This is a genomic window from Streptomyces sp. NPDC023573 (assembly GCF_055559735.1).
Genome location: NZ_JBVHKB010000005.1, coordinates 186,124 through 207,268 on the forward strand (window position 1 = coordinate 186,124; position 21,145 = coordinate 207,268).

General features: G+C 70.9%; 21 protein-coding genes. 10 read left to right on the forward strand and 11 right to left on the reverse strand.

The window, feature by feature from the left end:
* Positions 1-86: 86 nt before the first annotated feature.
* Both ACZ32T_RS17910 and ACZ32T_RS17915 read left to right on the forward strand, forming a co-directional pair.
* A complete protein-coding gene (locus tag ACZ32T_RS17910) occupies positions 87-1,298 on the forward strand; it encodes a glycoside hydrolase family 64 protein (protein WP_467266231.1) in 1,212 nt (403 codons plus the stop codon).
* A 153-nt stretch (positions 1,299-1,451) separates the two neighbouring features.
* Entirely contained in the window at positions 1,452-3,197 is a 1,746-nt protein-coding gene (locus ACZ32T_RS17915) for an amidohydrolase (RefSeq protein ID WP_467265734.1), read from the forward strand.
* A 68-nt stretch (positions 3,198-3,265) separates the two neighbouring features.
* On the opposite strand, the gene ACZ32T_RS17920 is transcribed toward ACZ32T_RS17915, so the two are convergent.
* A complete protein-coding gene (locus tag ACZ32T_RS17920; protein ID WP_467367711.1) occupies positions 3,266-3,796 on the reverse strand; it encodes a hypothetical protein in 531 nt (176 codons plus the stop codon).
* 152 nt (positions 3,797-3,948) lie between these two features.
* Positions 3,949-5,223 carry a DUF1266 domain-containing protein gene (locus tag ACZ32T_RS17925; RefSeq protein WP_467265736.1) on the reverse strand — a complete coding sequence of 425 codons (1,275 nt, stop codon included), beginning with the start codon at positions 5,221-5,223 and terminating at the stop codon, positions 3,949-3,951.
* Positions 5,224-5,450: 227 nt separating this feature from the next.
* Here ACZ32T_RS17925 and ACZ32T_RS17930 point away from each other — a divergent pair, with 227 nt between their 5' ends.
* A complete protein-coding gene (locus tag ACZ32T_RS17930; protein WP_467265738.1) occupies positions 5,451-6,068 on the forward strand; it encodes a YceI family protein in 618 nt (205 codons plus the stop codon).
* Positions 6,069-6,129: 61 nt separating this feature from the next.
* On the opposite strand, the gene ACZ32T_RS17935 is transcribed toward ACZ32T_RS17930, so the two are convergent.
* Genes ACZ32T_RS17935 through ACZ32T_RS17945 form a run of 3 tightly spaced genes read right to left on the reverse strand, consistent with a single transcriptional unit; the run spans position 6,130 to position 8,267 of the window.
* On the reverse strand, positions 6,130-6,768 hold the full coding sequence (locus ACZ32T_RS17935; RefSeq protein WP_467265740.1) for an SAM-dependent methyltransferase: 639 nt from the start codon (positions 6,766-6,768) through the stop codon (positions 6,130-6,132).
* Entirely contained in the window at positions 6,765-7,805 is a 1,041-nt protein-coding gene (locus tag ACZ32T_RS17940) for an NAD(P)/FAD-dependent oxidoreductase (RefSeq protein WP_467367713.1), read from the reverse strand. The genes ACZ32T_RS17935 and ACZ32T_RS17940 overlap by 4 nt, the downstream gene beginning before the upstream one ends.
* Before the next feature lie 15 nt (positions 7,806-7,820).
* Entirely contained in the window at positions 7,821-8,267 is a 447-nt protein-coding gene (locus ACZ32T_RS17945) for an ATP-binding protein (RefSeq protein ID WP_467265743.1), read from the reverse strand.
* Between the two features lie 157 nt (positions 8,268-8,424).
* On the opposite strand from ACZ32T_RS17945, the gene ACZ32T_RS17950 reads away from it, so the two are divergent.
* From ACZ32T_RS17950 to ACZ32T_RS17965, 4 genes are all read left to right on the forward strand, one after another.
* Positions 8,425-9,204, forward strand: a complete 780-nt coding sequence (locus tag ACZ32T_RS17950; RefSeq protein ID WP_467367715.1) for a helix-turn-helix domain-containing protein — start codon at positions 8,425-8,427, stop codon at positions 9,202-9,204.
* Positions 9,201-9,452 (forward strand): DUF397 domain-containing protein, encoded by a 252-nt coding sequence (locus tag ACZ32T_RS17955; protein ID WP_467367717.1) that lies wholly within the window; start codon positions 9,201-9,203, stop codon positions 9,450-9,452. The genes ACZ32T_RS17950 and ACZ32T_RS17955 overlap by 4 nt, the downstream gene beginning before the upstream one ends.
* A gap of 8 nt (positions 9,453-9,460) precedes the next feature.
* Positions 9,461-10,294 (forward strand): SMI1/KNR4 family protein, encoded by an 834-nt coding sequence (locus ACZ32T_RS17960; protein WP_467265748.1) that lies wholly within the window; start codon positions 9,461-9,463, stop codon positions 10,292-10,294.
* A 176-nt stretch (positions 10,295-10,470) separates the two neighbouring features.
* A complete protein-coding gene (locus tag ACZ32T_RS17965) occupies positions 10,471-11,847 on the forward strand; it encodes a cellulase family glycosylhydrolase (protein WP_467265750.1) in 1,377 nt (458 codons plus the stop codon).
* 42 nt (positions 11,848-11,889) lie between these two features.
* Here the strand turns inward: ACZ32T_RS17965 and ACZ32T_RS17970 are convergent, their stop codons facing one another.
* From ACZ32T_RS17970 to ACZ32T_RS17980, 3 genes are all read right to left on the reverse strand, one after another.
* On the reverse strand, positions 11,890-12,282 hold the full coding sequence (locus ACZ32T_RS17970; protein ID WP_467367719.1) for a type II toxin-antitoxin system VapC family toxin: 393 nt from the start codon (positions 12,280-12,282) through the stop codon (positions 11,890-11,892).
* Entirely contained in the window at positions 12,279-12,515 is a 237-nt protein-coding gene (locus ACZ32T_RS17975) for a hypothetical protein (RefSeq protein ID WP_467265754.1), read from the reverse strand. Before ACZ32T_RS17975 ends, ACZ32T_RS17970 begins: the two co-directional genes overlap by 4 nt.
* Positions 12,516-12,656: 141 nt before the next feature.
* Complete coding sequence (locus ACZ32T_RS17980) at positions 12,657-13,121, reverse strand: GNAT family N-acetyltransferase (protein WP_467265756.1); 465 nt, start codon at positions 13,119-13,121, stop codon at positions 12,657-12,659.
* Between the two features lie 81 nt (positions 13,122-13,202).
* Between ACZ32T_RS17980 and ACZ32T_RS17985 the strand changes: the two genes are divergently transcribed.
* Both ACZ32T_RS17985 and ACZ32T_RS17990 read left to right on the forward strand, forming a co-directional pair.
* Positions 13,203-14,069, forward strand: coding sequence for a hypothetical protein (locus ACZ32T_RS17985; protein WP_467367721.1), 867 nt, complete (start codon positions 13,203-13,205; stop codon positions 14,067-14,069).
* A gap of 52 nt (positions 14,070-14,121) precedes the next feature.
* Positions 14,122-14,892 carry a DUF4097 family beta strand repeat-containing protein gene (locus ACZ32T_RS17990; protein ID WP_467367723.1) on the forward strand — a complete coding sequence of 257 codons (771 nt, stop codon included), beginning with the start codon at positions 14,122-14,124 and terminating at the stop codon, positions 14,890-14,892.
* A 6-nt stretch (positions 14,893-14,898) separates the two neighbouring features.
* Here ACZ32T_RS17990 and ppk2 read toward each other — a convergent pair whose 3' ends face one another.
* The gene (ppk2, locus tag ACZ32T_RS17995; RefSeq protein WP_467265761.1) at positions 14,899-15,849 is read right to left on the reverse strand and encodes a polyphosphate kinase 2; all 951 of its coding nucleotides are present in this window, start codon (positions 15,847-15,849) and stop codon (positions 14,899-14,901) included.
* Positions 15,850-15,982: 133 nt separating this feature from the next.
* On the opposite strand from ppk2, the gene ACZ32T_RS18000 reads away from it, so the two are divergent.
* A complete protein-coding gene (locus ACZ32T_RS18000; RefSeq protein ID WP_467367725.1) occupies positions 15,983-16,585 on the forward strand; it encodes an MSMEG_1061 family FMN-dependent PPOX-type flavoprotein in 603 nt (200 codons plus the stop codon).
* On the opposite strand, the gene ACZ32T_RS18005 is transcribed toward ACZ32T_RS18000, so the two are convergent.
* The gene (locus ACZ32T_RS18005; RefSeq protein ID WP_467367727.1) at positions 16,582-17,961 is read right to left on the reverse strand and encodes a hypothetical protein; all 1,380 of its coding nucleotides are present in this window, start codon (positions 17,959-17,961) and stop codon (positions 16,582-16,584) included. The genes ACZ32T_RS18000 and ACZ32T_RS18005 overlap by 4 nt on opposite strands.
* 61 nt (positions 17,962-18,022) lie before the next feature.
* Entirely contained in the window at positions 18,023-21,109 is a 3,087-nt protein-coding gene (locus tag ACZ32T_RS18010) for a glycoside hydrolase family 3 N-terminal domain-containing protein (protein WP_467367728.1), read from the reverse strand.
* Positions 21,110-21,145 lie beyond the last annotated feature (36 nt).

The following is a 21,145-nucleotide window of genomic DNA, read 5'->3' on the forward strand; positions in this document are numbered from 1 at the left end:
CCCCCACCGCTCCACCTCCCCGCACCACCCCTGACCCCTGTCTGCGGCCCCCCACACCTCGGGAGTCCTCCGTGATTTCGCGCAGAATGTTCCTGACGGGCGCCGCCGCCTCCGCGACCGCGCTCACCTACCCCCTCTGGGGCAGCGCCCTGAGCCCACGCACGTCGGCCGCGCCCGCGACCTGCGAACTGGCCCTGGAGAACAAGTCGTTGCCGGGCACCGTGCACGCCTATGTCACCGGCCACGAGCAGGGCACCGACCGATGGGTGCTCCTGCGCCCGGACGGCAGCGTCTACCGCCCCGACTCCCCCGGCGCCCCGCAGACCCCGCTGCCGGTCGACTGCGCCATCCCGCTGAAGGCCGCGGGAGCCGGCCCGGTCGTCCTGACCCTGCCCCAGATGTACGGGGCGCGGGTCTACTTCGTACGCGACGACAAGCTGGACTTCTATCTCAACCCGGGCCCGTCCCTGGTCGAGCCGGCTTTCGCGACGCCCACCGACCCGAACTACGGCAGGACCTGGTCGTTCTGCGAGTTCACCTTCAACCCGCAGCAGCTCTACGCGAACATCAGCTACGTCGACCTGGTGACGGCGCTGCCGATCGGGCTGACCCTGGAGGGCGACGCCACGCACTCGGTGGCCCCGCTCCCGGACGGGGCGGTCCAGCGCATCGCCGACGACCTCACGGCCCAGGCGGCCTCCGACGGGCAGCCCTGGGACAAGCTGGTCACCCGGAGCTCGGACGGGCAGGTCCTGCGGGTCGTCTCGCCGCAGAACCTGATGGCGCCGTACTTCGACCGCCCGGCCGAGATGCCGTTCCGCGACCTGTTCACCGCGCAGATCGACGAGGTCTGGGAGAGGTACCGCTCCACCGACCTGCGGATCGACCTTCAGGGCGGCCGGGGCACGCTCGCCGGACGGGTCAGCGGGGACACCCTGACCTTCGAGGGCGGCCACACCTTCGTCAAGCCGACGTCGAAGGACATCTTCACCTGCAACCACGGCCCCTTCACCAACAACCCCGGGGACTCCGACGACAAGAAGGCCCTGCTGGCCAGGATCGCGGCGGGCTTCAACCGCTCGATCATGCTCAGCCACCCCAGCCAGCCGAACGGCACGTCGGTGGCGGACTACTACAAGGGCGCGGTGACCAACCACTGGTCACGCGTGGTCCACGCGAACTCCCCGATCGGCTACGCCTTCCCCTACGACGACGTACGCCCGGACGGCGAGCCGGACGTGTCGGGGGCGGCGCACGACGGCAACCCCCGCCGCTTCACGGTGAGCGTGGGCTCCTGACGCGAGGCGGGCGGCCCCTCGGCGGGGCCGCCCGTCGGCGGCGCAATCGGAGCGCGTAACTCCGCGGTTACGCGGGGCTCTTGACTTGGCAACATCCGGGATGGAGAGTGCCGGGCACTGTACCTGTACATGCCATCGGCCTCGGAGGCGCCCGTGTGTGACCTGCATGACCCCAGCGACCACGACCATGCGGTGCACACGGGCGACGGGCTGAGCCGCCGCCGGATCATGCAGATGCTCGGGGCCGCCGGAATAGCCACCACGGCGGTGGGCGCGACCGCCGATCCGGCGATGGCGGCGGCCTCGGACGAGGCCGCCGGTGCGGCGGTGGACGCCGCCTCGTACACCCCGCCCGAGGGGCTCGCCCAGGACTCGGCGGCCAAGCGGACGGCGCTCGGCTGGATCGAACGGAACGCGTCCCGGATCAACGGGCTGAACGACGAGATCTGGGAGCACGCCGAGCTGAGCCTGCGGGAGTGGAACTCCTCGCTCGCCGAGGCCGACTTCCTGCGCAAGGCCGGCTTCGACGTCGAGTTCGGCACGGCCGGCTTCCCCACCGCCTTCACGGCCACCTTCAAGCGGGGCAAGGGCGGTCCGGTCATCGGTTTCAGCGGTGAGTACGACGCCCTTCCCGGCCTGTCCCAGAACAAGGGCGTGGGCGAGCACGACCCGAAGGAGTACGTCCACGACCCGTTCGCCCCGGGCTACGGGGCCGGGCACGGCTGCGGCCACTGCGCGCTCGGAACCGCTGCGGCGGCCGCCGCCGCAGCCGTCGCGGAGGCGTCCCGGCGCCACAAGCTCGATGTGACGGTGAAGTTCTTCGGGTCCACCGCCGAGGAACAGCTGATCGGCAAGACGTACGCCGTCAGCCAGGGCGTCTACGACGGGCTCGACGCCTTCCTCGACTGGCATCCCTCGACGGGCAACGCCACCGGCTGGGGCACCTCGAACGCGATGACGGCCGTCACCTTCACCTTCCTCGGTGTCGCCGGCCACGGCGGCACCCCGCTCGGCAACAAGAGCGCGCTGGACGCGGCCGTGATGATGGCGACCATGTCGGAGTTCCTCCGCGAGGAGAGCATGGGCCCTTCGGCGCGGCTGCACTGGGTGATCAACAACGGTGGCGACATCCCCAATGTGACGCCGGAGATCGCGGAGATCTCCTACTACGTCCGTGAGGGCAGCGTCGAGCGGGTCGCCTCACTGCTGGACAAGGTCGTCGCCGTCTCGGAAGCGGCCGCGACCGCCAGCCGCACGTCGGTACGGCACCGGATCACCTCGGCCTGCTGGAACCAGCTCCCCTCCAGGGCGTTCGCCGAGCTGATGTACGACAACATGCGGCAGATCGGGCCGCCGGTCTTCTCCGAGGACGCCCAGCGCCTGGCCAAGGAACTCCAGGTCTCGCTCGGGCTGCCGGAGAGCGGCCTGCACGACAGGATCGGTGAGCTGGCGCCGCCCAACCCCGTCTTCATGGGCGGCGGTTCCACCGATGTGGCCGATATCAGCTGGCGGGTGCCGACCGTCTCCATGGGCGCGGCCGTGGCCCCCATCGGGTCGAAGATGCACACCTGGTCGACCGCCTCCTGCGCGGGATCGGCGCCCGCCCACGCGGCGATCAAGGCCGCCGCGTCCTATCTGGCGGCCACGGCGGTCGATCTCCTGGTGAAGCCGGAACTGCTGAGGGGCGTCAGGGAGGAGTTCGAGAGGCGGACCGAGGGTCTGACCTGGAAGACCGCGCTGCCGGAGGGCTACGAGCCGCCGATGTACGAGCCGCCTGCCTGGTTCCTGAAGAGGACGGGCCAGAGCTGGCCGCCGGAGAACATCACCTGGCCGCCGCGCCGGATCGTCAGCAAGGAGAAGTTCGCCTCGCTCGGGCCGGCGCTGGAGCCGCAGGTCTGATCCCGGCCCCCGTACGCACGAGGTGCCCCGTCCGGCCGGACGGGGCACCTCGTGCGTACGGCGTGGGCTCAGCAGCCGCCGCAGTTGTAGTAGGTCACGTCCCAGTGGTTGCCCTCGTCGGCGTAGACGTTGCCGGAGCCGGACCGGTACTGGGGGGCGCCGTCGCCTCGCACACCGATGTAGGTGAAGACGCCCTTCACGTAGTTCGTCAGGCAGGTGCTCTTGCCGAAGTCCAGCTTGTAGCCGTTCCAGTGCGAGTACGTGCCACTGGCGTGTCCGGTCTCGGTGCCCCCGGTGATGTTCAGGGCGCAGCCCGTGGCGCTCTTCAGAGTCTGGGCGCCCTGGGCGCTGGTCAGGTTGAGCTGGTCGAAGGACGTGCAGGTGGAGACGTTCCGGTTGGAACAGCCGCCGGAGGACGACCAGGTGATCCCGGACGAGCTGAAACGGGAGGTCGCCTGCGAGTGGGTCAGCTTGGTGACGGCGTGCGCCTCGGTGGCGCCGCCGCCGAGGACACCGACGCCGGGCGCGAAGAGCGCACCGAGGACGAGTGCGAGAGCGGTGAGGGCGGAGCGGAGTCGGGGACGGGGACGGGTCAGCATGGGGGGAATCCTCCTGCTCATGACAATTTACGGGCAGGGAGATAGTGCCCCAGCTCTACGCGCGTCCGCCAGGGGGCGGGTGTGGCACATACGGTTGCTCCCGCCCCAGCCCTGAGCCACCACGGTCAGGCCCCCGACCGAGGCCGGGCTCCTCAGGCCCAGGGGAGCGTGCGCCAGGGGCTGGCCGGGTCGCTGGTCAGGGCGCGGTGGGTGGCGAGGACAGTCTCGTACCACTCACCGAACTCCTCCTCGTCGAAGTGCAGGCAGCGGCCAAGAACGTAGGCGGCCGAGAAGCTCTCCCACGAGCGGTAGTTGAGCCGGACGAGCCGGCCGGCGCGGACCACTGCCGCCTCCGCCTCCTGCAGGGAGCACAGGCGCGCGGCGAGGCCCCAGCGGGCCATGCCGGAAGCCCGGCCGTAGTCCCAGGCCTCGACGCTCTGGACGAAGCCTCCTTCGGGTAGCAGGCCGTCGGCGCGGAACCGCGCCTCGTAGCGGGCGATGCGGCCGATCAGCCGCTGTACGCCGGTCACTTGGCCCTCCAGCTCCGCGGCGGTGACGGTGTGGCCCTGGGTGACGCCGTCCGCGGTCAGGCGGGGTTCGGCGGCGGCCTCGGTGCGTCGGCGCACCACATTCGCCGCGGCCTGGCGCCAGTGGTCGACGTCGACGGGGCCCGCGAAGTCCAGGGCCATGGAGCGGCGCAGTTGCAGGACGAACTCCCAGACGCCGCTGACCATCCCGGCGCGCAGCAGCTGTTCCTGCGTGTCCTGCCAGTCCTCGCGGGTGGTGACGCCCCACCAGCGTTCCAGCGTGTTCTTCTCGTTGCGGTAGCCGCTGCCGTGGTAGGCCATCGAGTTCCAGTAGCGTCCGTTGCGCACGTTGATGTGCGCGCCGACCGCGAGACCGAAGGCGACGGGACCGCTGCGTGGCCCGCCCACCTCCAGGGTGTGGACGGCGTCCTGGGCCAGTCCCGGCAGTTCGACCGGGGCGGAGTGGCGCTGCCACAGGGCACGGCCCTCCGGCCCGGCCGGCAGGATGCCCTCGCAGGGGCTGCCGGGGTTGACGACGAGGTAGGGCGGGTCGTGCTGGTCCCAGACCCCTGCGAACCAGCCCAGGTCGTAACAGTTGTAGACCGGGTCGGCGACCGGCGGCGGCAGCATGCCGCCGGTATGAACGGCCAGGCACATGCTCTGGGTCTGCGGGTTCCAGTAGGGATGGAAGCGGCTGCTGCCCGGGTTCGCGTCGACGTACGCCCGCGACTGCAACATGTACAGGTCGGCCCGGGCGACGAGGTCGTAGTACGCGGGCCAGTCGCCGCGCGCCTTCGCCTCGTACAGCCCCCGCTCGACCGCGCTCGGTGCCTGCCAGCCCTGCGCCGGAGCCGGCGGACCGGGCAGGACTCCTCCGTCGTGACCTGCTGTCAAACCCATGGGGAAACTTTAAGGGTGGTCCGGCACGGTCGGCGTGCCGGACCCTTCGGGCCGTAGGCCGGCCTGAGCAGGGGCGCGCCGAGGCCCCCGTCAGCCCTTCCGTGGATTCGGATGACCCGACCCTTGATGTTGAACTTTGAACAAGATGGGTCTACAGTCGAAGTCGTTGAAGGTTAAATCAACCTTTCGGCGACCACTCGTCTGAATCCGTCCCCCGAGGAGGAGCCATGGCTCTGTTCAACCGCAAGAACAACGACGCCCCGACCGCCACCGCCACCCTCGCGGTGGACCCCGCGCTGGCCGCGCTGACCGGCACGTACACGATCGACCCGGCCCACAGCAGCATCGGTTTCACCGTGCGTCACGCCATGGTCACCAACGTGCGCGGCTCCTTCGGTGAGCACGAGGGCACCCTGGAGCTGGACGGCTCCGACCCGTCGAATTCCTCCGCCTCCATCGACGTGAAGATCTCCAGCGTCGACACCGGCATCGCCGACCGCGACGGCCACCTGGTCAGCGGCGACTTCTTCGACGCCGAGACGTTCCCCCTGATGACATTCCGCTCCACCGGGGCCGAGCAGCTCGGCGGGGACACGTACCGCGTCACCGGTGACCTCACGATCAAGGACGTCACCCGCCCGCTCTCCATCGACCTGGAGTTCAACGGCTCCGCCACCGACGTCTACGGCAACGAGCGCGTCGGCTTCGAGGGCAGCACGAACATCCTGCGCTCCGACTGGGGCCTGACCTGGAACGCCGCTCTGGAGACCGGCGGAGTGATGGTCAGCGACAAGGTCAAGCTGACGTTCGACATCTCCGCGATCAAGGCCGCCCCGCAGGCCTGATCCTCCCGCACCGAGCGCGCCCGCCGCCCCCCTTCCCGGGGAGGACGGCGGGCGCTCGGCGTCAGCGGCCCGCGTTGCGGCGCACCTTCAGCGCGTTGTCCGTGCGGGTGGTGGGGTTGCCCTCGGGGTCGTTCTGGATCCGCTCGTGCTCCTCGCTGAGGAGCACCTCCCACTCCCCGTCCGGCAGTTCGAGCGAGGCGAGAACCTCGTCCGTCGTCGGCAGCTCCATGTCCGGGTGGTCGTGCTCCCAGGAGGGGAAGCCGGCGTGCCCGACGATCAGGAGCACGCCCCCCGGAGCGACCGCCCTCGCCGCCCTGCGCAGGATCTCCTCGCGGGGCAGGTCGCCCATCGAGTGCAGGAACTGGGCGGAGACCAGGTCGTACTCCCCCTCGGGGAACGAGGCGCCCAGGTCGTGCCACTGCCAGTCGATCCGGTCGGCGACATCGGCCTCGGCCGCGTGGACCGCCGCCCGCTCCAGGGCGACCCGCGAGATGTCCGTGGCGGTGACCCGCCAGCCCCACCGGGCGAGCCAGACCGCGTCCGCGCCCTCGCCGCACCCGAGGTCGAGGGCCCGCCCCGGCGTGAGGCCCTCCACCTCACGGACCAGGGCTGCGTTGGGGTTCCCGCTCCAGATCCGGTCGCTCTCGCGGTACCGGTCGTCCCACATCTCGGCGTCGGTACGGCTGCTGTCGGTGGTCATCGTGAGGTCTCCTGAAGTCCGTGACGGCGGTCGCCGAGCACACGCTCGGTGACCTGGCGCTCGGCCTCGGCCGAGAAGGGTGCGCGGCGGGCGCCGACCGCGCGGCGGGTGTCCTCGGTGACGAGGTCCATGTTGATCATCGAGGCCGCCTTCAGCCCGGCTGCCGCCGCACCGACGACCTGCTCCATGAGGTTGGCGACGTTGCCGGCCACCCAGACCCCGGGCACGTCGGTCGCCCCGGCCGGGTCGGCCGCGATGTACGTGCCGATGACCTGGTCACCCATCGTCATCTCGGTCGGCACCAGCCCGAGGCTCTCCAGGACCGCCGACCGCGCGGTGAAGCGTGGCTGGACCACGAGCGCCTCGCGCGGGATCACCGTGCCTCCGGCCAGCCGCACCCCGGTGAGCCGGCCGTCGGCCACCTCCACCGCGGCCACCTCGCCGTCCACCACCGAGATGCCCCGTGCGGCGAACTGCTCGTACTCCTCGTCGCTGAAGTCGGGCTGCTCGTGCCGGAACAGCGTCACGTCGTCGGTCCACTGCCGCCAGAGCAGTGCGTGGTGCACGGCCATGGGGCTGCTCGCCAGGATGCCGACCGGCCTGTCCCGCACCTCCCACCCGTGGCAGTACGGGCAGTGCAGCACCTCGCTGCCCCAGCGCTCGGCCAGGCCCTCCACGGCCGGCAGCTCGTCGACGATCCCGGTGGTCACGAGCAGACGACGGGCGTGGACAGCGCTGCCGTCCTCCCGCACGACGCGGAAGCCGTCGGACAGCTTCTCCGCCGAGACGACGTTGCCCTGGACGATCTCCGCCCCGTAGTCCGCCGCCTCGGCCCGGCCGATGGCCAGCAGCTCCAGGGGCGGGACTCCCTCCCGGCCCAGGTAGTTGTGCGCGTGGGACGCGGGGGCGTTACGCGGGCTGCCCGCGTCGATCACAAGCACGGAACGCCGCGCCCTGGACAGGGCGAGGGCCCCGCTCAGCCCGGCGGCGCCACCGCCGATCACCACTACGTCGTACCGCTGGTTCGTCTCACTCATGCGGATCACCTCCTGTTACGGACGATGGTGCGCGCACGGCGGCGATTCGACAAACCTGTTTGCCGTACCGGCAAACTCGCACCAGACGGTCTTCCCAGGGTCCCGCTCCCCCACCCCCCACGCATCGGCGAGCGCCCCGACGAGTGCGAGCCCCCGCCCGTACTCGGCGAGGAGCCCGGGGTCCACCGCTTCCCGGACCCGGCCCTCACCACTGTCGTGCACCTCGATCCGGAGCACGCTCCCCCAGGTGAGCTGGACCCGGAAGCCCCTCCCGGGCGGGACGCCGTGGACCAGCGCGTTGGTCGCCAGCTCGCTCACGCAGAGGAGTACGTCGTCGAGGTCCGCCTCGCACGCCCAGTCGACCAGAGTCTCCCGGACGAACTGGCGCACGAGCGGCACCGACCTGCGCTCACGGCGGTAGAACGCCTCACGGAAGGAGGCGAGTTGCGTTGTCTCGTTCACGGGACGACTGTCACAGAACGTCACTACTGTGGGGCACCGCGTCAGGTCGTACGCCGTGTTTGTACGAGCACTGACGGGTCCGGCGGGGCTCGCGTACGGGGAGAGGCACCTCATGCACTCGGCAAAGAAGAAGAGCAAGCGGGTCACGTCCTGGCATGTGATCGGCGCGCAGGTCGCCGCCTTCCGCCGCGCGGCCGGGTACACGCAGGCGTCGCTGGCCGACCGGTGCTGCGTGGGCGAGGACACGATCGCCTCCATCGAACAGGGCCGCCGGCCGCTCCAGGCGGATTTCGCGGTGCTGCTGGACGAACTGCTGGACACGAAGGGGGCGTTGGCGGTCGCGGTGGCGAAGGTGCCACAGAAGGAGCGGTTCCCGGCGTTCGTGCAGGACTTCGTGGAGTACGAGCAGGAGGCGGTGACGCTGCTGTGGTACGAGACGCAAGTCGTGCCCGGGCTGCTCCAGACCGAAAAGTACGCGCGCTTCGTGTTCTCGTGCCTCTTTCCGCCCCTCGAAGAGGAACAGCGGGAGGAGTGGGTGACGGCCCGGCTCGAGCGGCAGAAGCTCCTCGATCGCAGACCACGGCCGATGGTCCACTTCATCCTGGAGGAGGGCATCCTGCGCAGCGAGATCGGAGACGCCTCCATGCGGCGGGAGCAGATCCAGCATCTGCGGCGGTGCATGGAACTCCCCTTCCTTGGGTTGCAGATCATGCCTGCGAAGCTCCCCAAGCATGCAGGTCTGGCGGGCCCGATGGTCCTGCTGGAGACGCCGGATCATGACCATCTGGCCTACGTGGAGGCCCAGCTGACCAGCGTGCTCCATGATGATCCGGACGACGTCAGTGTCCTCCAGCAGAAATATGGGATGCTGCGTTCGCAGGCGCTTTCCGTCGAGAACAGCGCGCGCCTACTGGACGACCTGCTTGGAGAGTCATGACTCGCGCAGCACACGGCACGGATCTCTCGTGGTTCAAGTCCAGCCACAGCAGCGACCAGGGCGGCGCCTGCCTCGAAGTCGCCTACGACTGGCACAAGTCCAGCTACAGCGGCAGCGAGGGCGGCAACTGCGTCGAGGTCGCCGCCCACCCATCCGCCGTCCACATCCGCGACTCGAAGATCGCTGACGGCCCGATCCTGACCGTGCCCCCGGCCGCCTGGGCCGCGTTCGTCACCTCCGCCGTCTGAGGGCGCGCGTGTCCGACCACCTGGCCCGCATCGCCGAGCGCGTGAAGCCGCCCGCCGTGGTGGTCGACGGCCGGGGCGACTGGGCCGAGGCGGAGAGGGCCCTGGGCACCCCGCTGCCGGAGGACTACAAGCAGCTGGTCGCGACGTACGGACGCGGGGACTTCTGGGGCGCGCTGCACCTCCGTACCCCGTTCGGTGACGCCAACCCGCGCCCGCTCACGGCGGACCTCCTGGACGACTTCGGTCCGCTGCGCGACCTCTACCCCGAGGACTACCCCCACCCGCTCTTCCCGGAGCCCGGTGGGCTGCTCGCCTGGGCGGGGACGGAGAGCGCGGCGCACGTCTGCTGGCTGACCGAAGGGCCTCCCGAGTCCTGGCCCGTGGTCATCTGGTCACGGGACGACGACTACGAGCGGTTCGACTGCGGCGCCGGCGCGTTCCTCGACGGCCTGACGAGCCGCAGCATCACCCCCGGTCTTCTGCATCACGCTCCGGAGCTCGCCCCCTGGTTCGACCCCGCCGTCAAGCGCGACCACGTGTACGTCCGGCTGGGCGAAGGCGCCCTTCCGTACACCGAGCGTCTGCGGATCCTGCGCGACGCGCTCGCGCCCACGTCGGACCGTGGCGGCTACGAGCACGACGGCCAGCGGCAGGACCACTTCGCCGTGGAGACCACCGGCTGGCTGATGACGTACGAGTCGGCCTACGGCCATCAGCTCCGGGTCGCCTTCCCGCCCGCCGACAGCGCGGCGGCCCGCCGTGCCGTGCTCGCGGCCGTGGAACTCATGGGGTGCCCCGTGCAGTCGGCCGACACCGTGCACGGCACATCGTCCTGGGCCTGACCGCCACGTCTTCCCAGCTCGCCACCACGGCTTGGCCGTCGCCTCCCGTACCGCTCCTCACCGAAGCCGGTCGGATGTCTGTACGCGCATCCCCACACCGTGTACGGTCTCGGCCCGATGGACCTTGGGAGCGCTCCCACCCCCCACTGTTTCCGCTTCGCACGAGGAGGAACGCTATGAAACGCCTACTCGCCTTACTGGCGACCTGCGCGACAGTCCTGGGCCTCACGGCAGCACTCAACCCCCAGGAGGCGGCTGCCGCCACCGGCTGCAAGGTCGAGTACACCGTCGCCAGCCAGTGGCAGGGCGGCTTCCAGGCCGGAGTGAAGGTCACCAACCTGGGGGCCCCGGCCAACGGCTGGACGCTCGGATTCGCCCTGCCGGACGCCGGCCAGAGGGTCGCCCAGGGCTGGAACGCCACCTGGTCGCAGTCCGGCTCCGCGGTCACCGCCGTCGCTGTGGACTGGAACCGCACGCTGGCCACCGGGGCGACGGCCGACCTGGGATTCTCGGGCACCTTCACGGGCGCCAACCCGAAGCCCACGGCGTTCACGCTCAACGGCGTGGCCTGCACGGGCGCCCTTGAGGAGGAGCCCCCGCCCACCCAGCCGGACGGCACCCCCGTGGACATCAACGGGCCGCTCCACGTCTGCGGCGTGAACCTGTGCAACCAGTACGACCGCCCCGTCCAGCTGCGGGGCATGAGCACGCACGGCATCCAGTGGTTCGACGCCTGCTACAACGCCGCGTCGCTCGACGCGCTGGCGAACGACTGGAAGTCGGACCTGCTGCGCGTCTCCATGTACGTGCAGGAGGACGGTTACGAGACCGACCCGGCGGGCTTCACGGCCCGCGTGAACGAGCTCGTCGACATGGCCGAGGCCCGGGGCATGTACGCCCTGATCGATTTCCACACACTGACGCCGGGTGACCCGAACCACAACCTCGACCGCGCGAAGACCTTCTTCGCGTCCGTCGCCGCCCGCAACGCGGACAAGAAGAACGTGATCTACGAGATCACCAACGAGCCCAACGGCGTGAGCTGGGCGGGCATCAAGAGCTACGCCGAGCAGGTCATCCCGGTGGTCCGGGCGGCCGACCCGGACGCGGTCGTCATCGTCGGCACCCGCGGCTGGTCCTCGCTCGGGGTCTCGGACGGCTCCAACGAGAGCGAGGTCGTCAACAACCCCGTCAACGCGTCCAACATCATGTACGCGTTCCACTTCTACGCCGCGAGCCACAAGGACTCCTACCGCTCCACTCTGAGCCGCGCCGCCTCGCGACTCCCCCTGTTCGTCACCGAGTTCGGTACGGTGAGCGCCACGGGCGGCGGGGCGATGGACCGGGCGAGCACCACGGCCTGGCTGGACCTGCTCGATCAGCTGAAGATCAGCTACGCGAACTGGACCTACTCCGACGCCCCCGAGAGCAGCGCGGCGCTCCGGCCCGGCACCTGCGGCGGCGGTGACTACAGCAGCAGCGGCGTGCTGACCGATTCCGGTGCGCTGCTCAAGAGCCGCATCAGCACCCCGGACAGCTTCCCCACCAGCTGACCAGTGGCGGGGGCGGCGCCCCCGCCACTCCGGCGCATGCCCTCAGGCAGGCGCCTCCACCGGCAGTCCGGCCTCGCGCGCGGCGTCGGCGAGCCGCTTGTCGTACGTGAGGAACGCGGTGAGCCGGGGCCGTGCGCGAAGGGCCGTCGCCAGGTGGATGGCGTCAAGGCTGCGCACGGTCGCCGGCCTCACCGTCTGCGCCAGGATTCTTACGCCGGCGTCGATCTCAACCATGTCGATCAGGTCGAGCACCGAGTGCAGCCGGACAACCGCTGCGGGTGCGTGGCAAGCCAGCGCCCGGACCGTTTCGATCTCGGTCAGGGCAGAACTCGTCCAGGCGGTGTCCACCCGCTCATCGAGCCAGGACCGCAGCGCGTGTGACTCAGATTCGGCATGAACAAGCTTCACGACGGCGGCCGAGTCCAAGTAGATCACCGGCTCTCGCCTTCGCGGTCACGAGAGATCTCGGCCCCCACATCGACGCCGTCGGGCTCCCCCAGCGGCATACGCAGCGCAGCCCGCCGCATCGCGGCTGCGCGCTCCTTGCGCCGGGCTGCTTCCAGGACCGCCTGCCGTATGGCCACCGACCGGGAGTCGCCGTCCGATGTGAGGACCTCAAGGGCGCGTTCGGTCTCGGAGTCGGTGCGGATGGTCACGGTGTCAGCCACGGCCCGAGCGTAAGACGATCCGTCTTACGCCGCAACTGTCGCACATCGGGGCGCCTCCGCCGCGCAGGACGGCTACGCGCTCGCGGAGCCAGGGGAGAGCCCGGCCGGTGAGGTCCGGGGTCGGACTCGTGGTCGCGGTGCTCAGGCGACGGCCCGGCGGTAGACCTGCCGGGAACCGCCTTCCGGGCCGGGGGCGGCGGCCTCGGCCGGTGTGAAGCCGAGGCGTTCGTAGAAGACGCGCGCCCCGCTGTCCACGGCACCCGGGTGGCCGGCCCCGAAGGTGACCACCTCGACGGTGCCCGGACCGCGCACGTATCGGTGGAACGCGTCCGCCATCAGCGCCCGACCGGCACCGGTTCCGCGCGCCTTCTCGGCCACGACGAGCCAGTGCACATGATGGACCGGCGCCTCCGCGCCGAACAGCAGGCCTCCGACGACCTCCGCATCCGGCGAGACGGCGACGAGCGCCTCGGACCGGCGGATGTGTTCCTCCACCGCACGGTGGAAGCCGGGCTCCTCCACCATCGGCCCGAACCACTCCTCGACCTGGGCCGCGAGGGCGATGAAGCCGGCCAGGTCCTGTTCCCGCGCGAGTCTGACGATCACTCGGCAAGTCTGGCAGACGAACTCGTACGGTCATATGGGAATCGGCGGCCCCTGCACCGTCATGGTGGCTAAAGTCCCGCCATGGCCACCACACCCGATGCCCCCGCCCTGCCCTCACTGACCGTACGCAGCCGTGCCGGCTCCTTCTCGCTGGAGAAGCGGTCGATCCTCCTGGAGCAGGGCGGTGTCCGAAGACGCATACCGCTGGAGGCCGTCGAGGAGGTCCGCCTCGAAAGCCGGCGCGGGCCCGGGGTCCAGGTCTCCCTGACCGCCCCCGCCGGAGCGTCGGGCACGGTCTACCGGGTGGGCTGCCGCAACCGGGCGTCCGCCACGGCCTTCGTGGACGCGGTGAGCCGGGCGCTGCCCGTCCGGGACGCGGGCGCACCTCGCGAGGACGGCGCGGCACAGGTCGTCGTGCTTCCCAAGTCCGCGGCAAGGGACAGGAGAACGGCCCGCGACTGGCTGCTGATCGCCGCCGCGCTGTCGCCCGTGGCCCTCTACGTGGCGGGCCTGGTCGTCCTGATCGCGCACGGGGACATCTTCGGGGTGGTGTTCTGGCTCCTCGGTCTGAAGCCTCTCGCCTTCGGCCTGATCCTGTACGGCCTGTCGGCCAAGAACCTGTACGACCGGTGGCTCCTGAGCCGTCGTGGCATCTCGGTGCTGGCGACGTCCGACGGCAACCAGGGCAAGAAGCAGAGATACAGCTTCGTCGACGCGGAGGGCGTGAAGCGGTTCTGCGAGCCCGACACCACCGCGGAGCCCGTCAGCGTCTCGCCCCGGCAGGTCGCCATCGTGTACGACCCCCGGCACGCCGGACGGGTCAAGGCCGTTCTCCCTCTGCGGACCTGGGTGCTCAGGACGATCGGCGTGGCCTTCGGCGGCACGTCACTGCTGGTCCTCGGGTTCTTCCTGGTCCCGTACCAGCTCATCGAGGTGCTGTCCCGCTGAGCCGCGGCCGTCTCCAGCCATGGGACGAGCGGTGCGGGGAACACGGGCAGGCATGGACATCACCGCTTTCACGCACCGATCGCGCTGGGCCGCGCTGCTGGCGGCCGTTCCCCTCCTGGCCGCGTGCGGCGGGGACCCCGGCGCGCGGCTCGACGGAGCGCCGCCCGTCCTGGGCCGGGGATCGCAGCTGGTGATCACGACCGACAACGGCGTGCGTCTGCGGCCGGCCGAGGACGACCGGGCGGTCACCGAGGCCCGGATCGACAGCCGTTGGTCCCACCGTGAGGGCGCCTGGGTCCTTGATCTGTCCTGTCCCGGGCACGGGGGGCACGAGGAGCGGGGGGATCACGAGGACGGGCAGTGCCCCCGCATGCCCACCGTCGGCGTCCCCGCCGGCGTCCCGGTCACGGTCACCGCCAGGAACGCGGGCATCGACGTGGTGGGCGTGGCTGCGGCACTGGACCTGACCACCGTCAACGGGGACGTGACGCTCGCCCGGTCCGGCCATGGTGACGCCACCGTCCGGCTGGCCACCCGCAACGGCTCCGTGCGCGCCGGGACCCTGAGTGCGGCGCGCCTGCACGCGGAGACCGTCAACGGTGACGTGACGCTCGGCAGCACCACATCGCCGTCCCGTCTCGACGCCGCCACGACCAACGGGTCGGTACGGGTGTCGCTGCCGCACGACGCACCCCCGTACGCCGTCGACGCGACGACGCGGAACGGCCGGGCCTCGGTGGCCTTCCCCTCCACCGCGGAGCGCGGCGGGCACGACATGGCGCTGGCCACCGTCAACGGTGACGTCACCGCCACGCGCGGCTGAGCACGGTCAGGGGTGTTCGCCCGGCCCTTCGGCGTGCGGGGCGAGGGGGGTGGGCGAGAGGGCGGTGTCCTCCTCGCCCGGTTCCAGCAGGGTGGCGGCAGAGCCCACGACGAGAGGGTCCGGCTTGCCGACGGCCTCGTCGCTCTTGGCCGTGTAGTCGATGCGGGCGAGCAGGCTGCGCATCGCTTCGAGGCGGGCCCGGCGCTTGTCGTTGCTCTTCACGACGGTCCAGGGCGCGTGCTCGGTGTCGGTGGCGCGGAACATGTCGACCTTCGCCGTGGTGTAGTCGTCCCAGCGGTCCAGGGAGTCGATGTCCGTGGGCGACAGCTTCCACTGGCGGACGGGGTCGACCTGGCGGATGGCGAAGCGTGTGCGCTGCTCGGCGCGGGAGACCGAGAACCAGAACTTGACCACGATGACGCCGTCGTCGACGAGCATCTTCTCGAAGTCCGGGCACTGCCTGAGGAAGAGCTCGTACTCGTGCGGGGTGCAGAAGCCCATGACGCGTTCGACTCCGGCCCGGTTGTACCAGGAGCGGTCGAAGAAGACGAGCTCGCCGGGTGCCGGCAGATGGGCCACGTAACGCTGGAAGTACCACTGGCCGCGCTCGCGGTCCGTGGGCTTGTCCAGGGCCACGATGCGCGCGCCACGCGGGTTGAGGCGCTCGGTGAACCGCTGGATGGTGCCGCCCTTGCCCGCCGCGTCCCGCCCCTCGCAGACCACGACCACCCGCGCCCCGGTGTCCTTGGTCCATCGCTGGAGCTTGAGCATCTCTATCTGCAGGATGCGCTTGATCCGCTCGTACTCGTTACGGCGGATCTTGCGGTCGTACGGGTAGTTCTCGCGCCAGGTCCTGATCGGCCGGCCCGCCTCGTCGAGCAGGATCGGCTGCTCGGGCCGGCTGGTGTCCACGGTCAAGCCGTCCAGCAGCTGCTTCTCCACCCGGTCACGGTTCATCTGATCAAGCCTGTCACCCGTTCGGGCCTCGCGCCACCAGGCGGTGGGCAGTGGCCCGCCCCTACGTAAGGTTGTCCTCACAGTGCCAGGTCAGCGATCCGCTGCTGTGCCCCCGCGAGGTACGGAGAATCCCTTGTCGAACACCGCGCCCGTGGCCGCCACCACCGACGCCCCCTCCCCCGGCGGTGACCCCCTGGCCGGGGCGGTCTTCCTCGAATCGGCCGAGCAACTGCGGGAGATTCTCGGCGCCCCGTGGCCGCTGGTCATCGACAAGGTCCACGACGAGCTCACCGAGGACGACCTGGACCTCCTGGCCCGCGCGCCGTTCTGCGCCGTCTCGACGTCCGACGCCGACGGCAACTGCGACACCTCCCCGCGCGGCGGCGCACCGGGCTTCACCCGGGTCCTGGACGCGCGGACGCTCGCCCTGCCCGACCTGCCGGGCAACCGCCGGGGCGACAGCTTCCAGAACATCCTGACCAACCCGCACGTCGGCCTGCTCTACCTGATACCCGGCGTGATGACCGTCCTGCGGATCAACGGCCGCGCCCGCGTCCTCACGGACGCCCCCTTCTTCGACGCGATGACGGTGAAGGGCCGGCGCCCGGACCTCGCCCTGGTCGTGGAGATCGACGAGATATATCTGCACTGCCCGGCGTCTCTCAAGCGCTCGGGCATGTGGGCTCCGGAGACGTGGGAGGGCGCGGTGGGGCAGGCCGAAGTGCCCGGGGCCTAGAACCCGCCGCCGTCGAAGCCTCCGCCGCCTCCGAAACCCCCGCCGTCACCGAAGCCGCCACCGCCGAAGCCGGACGAGTCGAAGTCGGAGCCGGAGACGTCACCCCCGCCCCAGTCACCGCCCCCGCCGCCTCCACCGAAGTCACCGCCGCCGTACTCGGCCGCGTACGCCGGGGTGGAGAGCATCGAGCCGAGCATGGTGCCGACCAGCAGGCCCGGGAGCAGGCCGCCGCCGAAGTAGCCGCCGGCCCAGGGGCCGTAGGCCGGGCCCGCCTCCCAGTAGGGGCGCCGGCGGCCGTCACCGACGTCGACCGTGCGGCTCATGGGGTCCTCGCCGTCGCGCAGCCGCACCTCGTCGGCGCCGCAGACCGGGACCTCGCGGGCCGCTCCGCCGGACGGCGTCCACAGGACGTCCGCGACCGACGGGCCGTGGCGCGGGTCGAAGAAGCAGGGCGGGCGGCGGGCCGGGAGCGCGCGGCCCTTGCGGCGGGCCTCCAGGACGGCGAGCGAGAAACGGCCGTCCTCCAGGGCCTGGGTCACCCCTCGTACGTCGGAGGGGTGCCGGGCGTTGCCCATGCGGGACTTCGCGTCCTCGTACGAGTCGAGCGCGCGTTCGTAGTCGACGCGCATCGCGTCGTTCGCGCCCTTCTCGGCGGGGTGGAAGTCCAGCCGGTCCAGGGTCTCGCCGTACGCCGTGATGTCCTCGTCCACGACGACACGGAGCTTCTCCAGGGCGGCCCGCTCTTCCTCCTCCTTGCGCTTCCTGTTGCGGCGGACGACCGCGAGCGCGGTGCCTCCGCCCACCAGGACCACGCCTCCGAGGACGATCAGACCGGCCACCGGAGTGCCGTCCTCCGCGCCGTCGCCGCCGGACCAGGAGGCCGGGGCGCTGCCCCTGGCCTCGTCGACGGCACGGTCGACGAAGGCGTTGAGCTGGGTCGCGGCGTCGGTGTCCGTGCCGGGTGCCTCCACGGCTGTGGTGAGGTTGTCGACGGCCCGGACCGGCATCACCTGCGGGTCGGCGCCCGCGTCGAAGCCGTCACCGAGGCGGACCGCGTAGACGCCGGTGACTCCGGTGTCGGTGCGCAGGTTCTGCAGGAGGTTCTCGGGCGGGTACTCGGACGTCGCGGGCAGCACGGCCACGAAGACCGGCTTGTCGGCGTCCTCGATCTTCTTCTCCAGGGCGGCCTCCTGGGACGCCGAGAGCTGGCCGGTCGCCGCCGGCTCGACGTAGACGGGGTCCTCCCGCAAGGCGGTGGCGACGTCGTCGATCGTCGAGGGGGCGGCGGCCTGGGCAGCGGGGATCATCGCCAGCACGGCCGCCGAAACAATCAGCAGCAGGCAGGCCCACAGGGGAGCGAACAGCCTCTTCCGCATACTCCGAAAGTAACCCGAACGGGCGAAAGATGCGTCGCCCGCCCGGGTCGCTTCCATGCTGTTACACGGCGCGGTACGCCGCGCGCAGCTTCGACACCGCCCCGGTGAGGTCTCCGGTGAGCAGCAGGTGATCGGCCTCGGCGAACGGCTTGGACACCGCCGCGGTCAGCTCTCCGCCGGTCTTCCGCTGGACCAGGAGTCTCGCCCGGTCCACGATCTCCTTGCCCACCGCGGTCTTCCCGAGGCCCGCCCGCTCGGCGAGCCCCGCTGCGACGGCGAGGCCGGCGAGGGTGGCCTCACCGCCCTGGGGGGCCTTGCGCAGGGTGGTCAGTCCCCAGCCGTAAGGGAACTGCGGGTCGTACTCCGTGTCGCCGACGTTGACCGGCAGTTGCGACTCGGACTTCGGCCAGGTCACCGGGAGCTGCCCGGTGAAGGCCCGCTTGCCGTAGAGGACGTCGGCCACTCCGTCGCCCTCGGTGCCCGGCAGCCAGGACGCGACCAGGGCGTCGATGCCGCCGAGCCGGTCGCCGATGAGCTGGGGGCGGCCCGAGACGATGAGGACCGCGCACTTCATGGCGGCACAGACCGTGTCGACGGCCTCCTTGTCGGCGTCGGTGAGCTCCAGGTCGTGGCCGTTGCCGACGTCCCCGATGCCTTCGGCGTAGGGCTTCTCGCCGACCACCACGACTCCGACGTCGTATCCCTCGGTCGGGGCGGAGGCGTCCTGGGAGAAGGTGGCCGAGGAGGTGTTCTTCTCGATGCCTTCCAGGATCGTCGTGCCTGTGGTGGTGGCGCCCGAGGCCCCCTGCCAGCTGATGGTCCAGCCTCCGGCCTGGTTGCCGAGATCGTCGGCGTTGGATCCGGCGACGTAGACCTTCTGCGACGTCTTGAGCGGCAGTACCGCTCCGTCGTTCTTCAGGAGCACCTGGGACTTGGCGGCCGCCTCGCGGGCGACCGCGCGGTGTGCCGCCGATCCGACCTCGTCGAGGTTGGAGGTGTCGGCGTACGGCTTCTCGAAGAGGCCGAGGCGGAACTTCTGGGTGAGGATCCGGGACACCGCGTCGTCGATCCTGGCCTGGCTGATCCGGCCGGCGGTGGTCTCGTCCTGGAGTGTCCTGGTGAAGTCCTGGTACGCCGTCGGGACCATGATCATGTCCAGGCCCGCGTTGACCGAGGTGCGCACGTCGCTCGCGTAGTCACCCGGGATCTGGTCGATGGCCTGCCAGTCGCTGATGACGAAGCCCTCGAAGCCCATCCGGTCCTTCAGCACGCCGTTGATCATCTCGGCGTTGGCGTGCATCTTCACCGGGCCGGTGTCGTCGCCGAGGACGTCGAGCGAGGAGTAAGAGGGCATGACCGTGCCGACGCCCCGCTTCACGGACTCGGCGAACGGCGCGAGGTGGACGGCTTCGAGCTCCTGGCGCGTGACCTTCGTGATGCCCTGGTCGATGGTGTACGACCCGGTGGCGGAGGAGCCGAACTCCGTGCCGCCGTCACCGACGAAGTGCTTGGCGCTCGCCAGCACCTTGTCGTTGCGGTCGAGGTCCTTCCCCGACGGGCTGCCCTGCATGCCGGTGATGACCGTCTCCATGGCCTCGACCAGCGCCGGGTCCTCGCCGTACGCCTCGTAGGAACGGCCCCAGCGCTCGTCGCGGGTGACGCAGACGCAGGGGGCGAAGTCCCACGGGACACCGGTGGCGCGGACCTCGTTCGCGGTGACGGCTCCGGTCTTCTCCGCGAGCTTCGGGTCGCGGCCCGCGCCGATGCCGATGTTGTGCGGCATGATCGTCGAGCCGATCACGTTGTTGTGGCCGTGCACCGCGTCCACGCCGTAGATCAGCGGGATCTGGAAGCGGGTGGCCTGCGCGCGCAGCTGGTAGGCGTCGGTCATCTTCGCCCAGGCCTCGGGCGTGTTCGGGGTGGGTACGGAGCCTCCGCCGGAGAGCAGCGACCCGAGGTCGTACGAGGCGATGTCGCCCGGCGCCCTCAGTGCGTTGCGCTCGGCCTGGGTCATCTGGCCGGCCTTCTCGGCCGGGGACATCCGCGACAGCAGGTCGGCGACGCGCTTCTTCACCGGAAGCTTCGCGTTCTGGTACGGCAGCCCGTGGGCGTCGATGACGACCTGGGGGTTCTCCTTGGGCGCCTTGGCCCCGGTGACGGTGAGTTCGAGCGGGATCGTCTCGGCCGACTCGGCGCCCTCGTCGTGGGTGGTGGCCACGGAGACGGTGTGGGTGGTGCCGGAGGCGGTGCCCGCCGGGAAGGTGTGCGTGCCGGTGACGGGTGTGTAGTCCTTGCCGGACCCGGCGCTGCCGCCCTTGGTCGTGTAGGCGACCGTGACGGGTTCCTCGGTGGGGAGGGAACCGGTCGTGGCGACGGAGATCTTGATGTCCGCGGTCGCACCCTCCTCGACCGGGTGCACGGCGGAGTCGACGACGACGCTCGACTTCAGGGCCGGGTCGGCCTTGCCGTACAGCTCCACGGCGTCCATGGCGAAGGAGCCGGGGGCGCCGGTCGGAAGGGTGAGGGCGTATCCCCACATCTCGTTCAGGCCGAGGACCTGATCGATGCCGCCGACGGGCTGGTAGTCGGCCCGGTAGACGAAGTCCGCGAAGGGGATCTCGACCTGGTGCCACCCCTCCCAGTCGTCGGTGAAGGAGGTGGTCCACAGCTCCGAGGCGCCGCCGTTGGCTCCGCCGTCCTTGATCTCGAAGTTGATCCGCTTGCCGGAACCGGGCGGCAGGGGCGCGGTGTTCTGGCCGTACCACCAGAAGCGGATTCCCTTGTGGGCGGTCCAGTCCTCGGGGGGCTGGTCCACGGCGAACTCGTGGCTGAGTCCGCCGTAGGCGCTGATGTCGTAGGTGCCCTGGAGGACCTTGGAGCCCTCGGGCGCGTCGGCGCGCTCCTCGAACGCGAGGGCGGGGTGGTCGTCGGTGTCACCGCCCCAGGTGAAGAGGGAGTCGGCGGGCGGGTTGCCGAGCGGGACCTCGCCCTCGAAGCGGTCGACGAGGACGGGCGCGGGGTCCTCCGCGTCGGCCGCCGCTGAGGGGACGGCCCCGGCGAGCAGTGACGCGAGGACGGTGGCCGCGGCGAGCGCGGCCGTGGCCGGTCTCGCCCGGTGGCGGGCGCGGGCGTGCGGTGGACGGGGCATGTGCGGCTCTCTTCCGTGTGTCGGAGGTGCGTGCAC